3 protein-coding genes are annotated in these 4,973 nt (G+C 37.8%); all 3 read right to left on the bottom strand.

Annotated elements, in window-relative coordinates; translation table 11 throughout:
• Positions 1–174, bottom strand: a 174-nt coding sequence (locus tag DWW90_RS20255; protein WP_255418904.1) for a DUF4974 domain-containing protein, incomplete at its 3' end; no start/stop codon positions are given.
• Between the two features lie 34 nt (positions 175–208).
• Positions 209–2,098 (bottom strand): RagB/SusD family nutrient uptake outer membrane protein, encoded by a 1,890-nt coding sequence (locus DWW90_RS20250; protein ID WP_122346273.1) that lies wholly within the window; start codon positions 2,096–2,098, stop codon positions 209–211.
• Positions 2,099–2,109: 11 nt separating this feature from the next.
• A partial coding sequence (locus DWW90_RS20245; protein ID WP_122346272.1) for a SusC/RagA family TonB-linked outer membrane protein occupies positions 2,110–4,973 on the bottom strand: 2,864 nt, incomplete at its 5' end.

The following is a 4,973-nucleotide window of genomic DNA, read 5'->3' as shown; positions in this document are numbered from 1 at the left end:
TTTAGAGATTATACTTATATGTTTTCCTTTCACATGATAGCTTATATGACTCAGGCGAGATAAGGCTTCCATTACATCCGTTACGGTTTCTTCCCGTATGACTCCATTATAACGAATATTTTCACCTAACCCGGGCTGGATCATAATCTTGACGTCATACCATATTCCAAACATAGTACTGTTATCATATAGTATCTCCAATAAAATATCACTTTATAACAGAACCATCCAACGGTACCTTTAAAGGTTCTTTATTATTTTCAGTTCCCGGATAACCTACATTTTGATTAATAACTCCCATCGTATTCGTATTAATCACATTTGCCGGAACCGGCCATAATATATGATGCACACTTATTTTATATTCAGCAAATTTGTGCTTAACACCTTTGTTATAGAAATTGTTTTTCTCGTTCACCCAATCAAACCAAAAATTATATCCTTCTTCTTTAATATTAGAATTAGTACCACCAGGACCACTAAGATTGTCAAGTCGATAAACTCTTCCTCCAAAAACCTCGCACGGCCTTCCCGTTTTCGCATAAGTATACGATATTCTGACCAATTCCACATGACGGTTTTCTTCGTAATAAAGTTCTCGTGCACGCTCATTCAATATTTCTCCGATATTAATATCTACCGAAGTCAAAGGATCTGCACCTGCACGTTGACGTACAACATTCAAAGCTGATGCAGCTTGTGCGAAATCATCTTTCCAATAATAACATTCAGCCAACATCAACCAAACTTCAGCAGAGCGATACACATACCAAGGACTTTGTCCCCCTTCCCAACGTGCATCTAAAGGACTTGGAACAAATGATTTGTAATGAGGCCAATAGTACCAACACCTTATCGTGTCCTCTACTGACATTGCAGGATTTTTAACAATATTCTTTCCATACCATTCATTCTCCTCATTTTTTAAAGCAGGATTATTATATCTCAAATCACCGGTATGTTTCCAACTGTCTCGATTATAAATTCCTCGCAAATCATTTTTTTCCTTATTCCCCCATATTTGATGACTAAAATACCATGTGGAATGTAAATGTCCAACGCCTCTTCCATACGTTCTGTTTAAATCCATCTCCGGATCTTTTTCGTCCGGATGCGGAGTCTCTGCCGTTCCAGTTTTTCCATCTGGTGTTTTTATGCTTCCACTATTCCAAAAAGGAACAATATTGCGCATAATTTGCATGGCAGCAGAACCTTCTACTTCCGGATAAGCCACTACGTACAACAGCCCCTCAGTATTAGCAGGATCTAATTTTGCTTCTACGCTATGCAAATCAAACATTAAATTGGTATTTGGTTTCGTTTGATTCGTTGTAAATCTCACCGTCATCAACGGATGTTTGGCTGTGATTTCTTTTCCTATTTCAATAGCCCGATCAAAATCAGTTAAAGCCATACAAACTTTCATTAGCAAAACTCCACAAGCAGCTTTTGAGGTACGTCCTCTATCTACAACTTCTGGAATCCATTGATATGCAAATTCAAGTTCTTTTTTCATCCGTTCAAGTATAGACCATCGATCATGGGTAAAAAAATCATATTTGGGTGTTGTAAATTCCACATCAATGAAAGGAACATTTCCGAATTGATGGGTCAGTTTAAAATAACGATAAGCTCTATGAAAATAGGCGGTGCCCAATATCTCGTTATATTCTTGCTCAGACAAATCCGCTTGGTCGATACGAGAAATCACTGTATTGGCATATTTTATACCATTAAATCCTTCTTTCCAATACCAACCTACACGTGTATTATTTTGATGGTTCAATTGCGCATCAGGAAGTAAAGAAACATCCATATCCATTTGTGGACCGGCTTTATCCGTCACTGCTTCTACCGCCAGGTCTGACTGTATAATCTCTGTACATATCGGAGCTGCATCCCCGAAAAACTCACCACGCATATTCCGCTCACAGGCCAATAAGGCCCCCCTTAGTCCCTCTGCATTCACATATGTATTTTCAGGAGTATAAAATGACAATGGCTTGGGTTCGAGCCAAGAATCACTACAACCTTGTAAAATAAAAAGTGTTCCTAAAAAACAGCTTGTGCACAATATACTATTCAATAAATTTTTCATAATCATTCTATTTATAATGTAAAGTTGATACTCAAATTAAACGTACGGGGAGTTGGCTTACTTTGTTCAGGATCCCAAAAATTCCAATGAGTAGCAAAGACGGCAACATTTCTGCAAGTAAGAGACAAACGCATATTTTGCACACTAAGCTTACTCAACAAACGAGATGGCACATTATAAGACAAAGAAACATTTTCCAAACGAATAAACGATTTTGCCACATAATTCGACCCCTTATTATTAGAACCGATACGTGCATAATCATTAAGCGGATTCTCCGGAGTCCAACGCGGAAGATCATACTCGGAACAACGATCAGGAAATCCATTGGAATTTGCAGCATTATTAAACGCAGCATATTGACCCCAATGAGAATACAGCATAAATGACAACGAAATATCCTTCAGGAAACGGAACTCATTTCTCAAGGACCACCGAAAACGAGGTGTCTTATAGCCTTGGAACACTTTGTCTTCCTGAGTCAATAATCCATCATTATTTTGATCTACATAACGAAAATCTCCCGGTTGAAGACCGTATTTAGCAGCTTCTTTTTCTTCACCTAATTGCCATACGCCATCGCGCTCATAATCCCATATCCGATCAGGATCTTGCCCGATAAACCATTTATTCTGAATATCATCCGCTTCTTTTTGTCCTATTACATTACCATTTTCATCAAGGACATCAACCATGTCTCCGTAAAGTTTATTAATTTTTCGACGGTTGAACGAGAAGTTTCCCGAAAGATACCACTCAAAATTTTCTCGTTGCATAACCGTTGAATTAAGAGTTATCTCCATCCCCTTATTTTGGAGTTGCCCTAAATTCGATACCACAGTCTTGAACCCGATAATTTCAGGCAATGAACGATCAAGTAACAAATCATTTGTCCGAGATAGATAAGCATCTATTGATCCGCTCAATTTCTCATTAAACAAGGAGAAATCCAGTCCAATATTATAAGCACTAGTACGCTCCCATTTAAGATTTGTATTTGCCATACGATTGACTAACAACTCGGAACTTACATACAAATTTCCGTTTTGATCAATTAATGGAGTAAGTTCCGATTTAAGATCGGAAAGAGCATCATACATACCAATATCTCTATTTCCATTTTCACCCCATGACAAACGTAATTTGCCGTAATTCAGCCAACCCGAAAAAGGTTGCATAAATTTTTCCGAAGTAAAGTTCCATCCTAATGCAAGAGCAGGAAAATAAGCATGAGGATTTTGTTGTCCGAAAGCCGAATATCCATCACGACGAATTGATGCAGTCAACATATACCTATCTTTAAGTGTATAAATTAACCGTCCCATAAGAGCATCACCTGTACGATAAGTATCATCACTACTTACCGTCGGCACTGTTCCTGCTTGTAAACGGTGATATCCTAAAATGTCATTGGGGGAAAAATTGGATGAGGATGCTTTTTGAGACCATTTCTGTCCTTTTTCTGCATTTGCAAGTAACGTTACATTGAATCTATGCATTCCAAACTGTTTTTCCCATCGAATAATATTATCAAGCAACCACGTAAACTGCTTTCTTGTTTCACGCGTTGCACTTCCCCCTGTTTCACGCCATTGTGCATGTTCCGATGAATCATGATTATAATATTCATAAAACTCATAGTCTGGGACAAAATTCATTTGATATTCAATCCCGAAAGGTAGTTTCACTATACTATAAATATTAGCATTAAACGTCGTAAACATTTTCTTACGATCTCTATAGCTATTATCATAAAACGGATTTATACACCACATATCCCCAGTTGGATATTGACGATAACTACTCTCTTTATCATCGATTTCATTTGCCCCAAAAGGGGATATACGAGTCATTTGACTCCAATCACATGCCATAAATCCCTCATTTCGAGATGCAAAATTTGCATTAGCTCCAACAGACAAAAAGTTTGTTATCTTAGATTCAACATTAAAACGCGTACGAAAAACTTTAAAACGATCTCCAGTAACAATACCTTCACGATCCGCATATCCTATGGACCAATAATAAGAAATATCATCTTTGCGATTGGAAATACTTGCGGTATAATCTTGTTGTAATCCATTTTGGAAAACAAGATCGTCCCAATGAGTTATATTTCCAGACAAATAGTTTTCTATTTCACGTGTCTTAAAGTCGAGTCTCCCTAACCAAGTCGTAATTAGTTCTTCTTCTGACACACTCGTCGCAGGTGTGATTTTATCATAATTATACCATGTCAGTTGATCTATTCCCTGCAATTTGCGAGGATCTTCGAATATTTTAGGAAAACGAGCATGATATTCATCGCTATTTCTTCCTATTTCATAGTCTTGTCGAAAACGGATAAAACCTTTCGCATCAAGGATGCGAGGCTGATTTGCCGGTTGTACAAGACCAATATTTGCATTAAAAGTAATAACAGGTTTACCGGTTTTTCCTTTTTTAGTCGTAAATACGACAACTCCATTGGCAGCTTTAGCTCCATAGATAGCTGCCGCACTTGCATCTTTTAACACATCCACAGAAGCGACATCCATCGGATTAATATCAGACAAACTTCCATTATAGATGACACCGTCTAATACAATTAAGGGTGAAGAACCGGCTTTCAATGTATTCTGACCGCGAATTTGCATAGAGGCATCACCTTTAGCTCCCGTTGACATACTAATATTCACTCCAGCGGAATTAGCTCGTAAAAGATCTTCAATTGATCTTGGAGCTTCAATTTCCAGTTTTTCTGTACGAATAGAACTTATCGCCCCTGTCAAATCACGTTTACGAGCCGTACCATACCCAATCACAACCACCTCGTCAAGCATTTCGGAATCTTCTTTCAGCTTGATTGACACAGTAGATTGATTTCGTATTTCTA

Origin of the sequence: Parabacteroides sp. AF17-28, assembly GCF_003479205.1 — a bacterium.
GTDB classification, from domain to species: Bacteria; Bacteroidota; Bacteroidia; order Bacteroidales; family Tannerellaceae; genus Parabacteroides; species Parabacteroides acidifaciens.
Note: the sequence above shows the minus strand (reverse complement) of the source record. Positions and strands in the feature narration are given on the sequence as shown.

Bases quoted from the DNA above. Each gene is read 5' to 3' on its own strand.
- DWW90_RS20250 (WP_122346273.1), bottom strand. From the start codon at position 2,098: ATGAAAAATTTATTGAATAGTATATTGTGCACAAGCTGTTTTTTAGGA.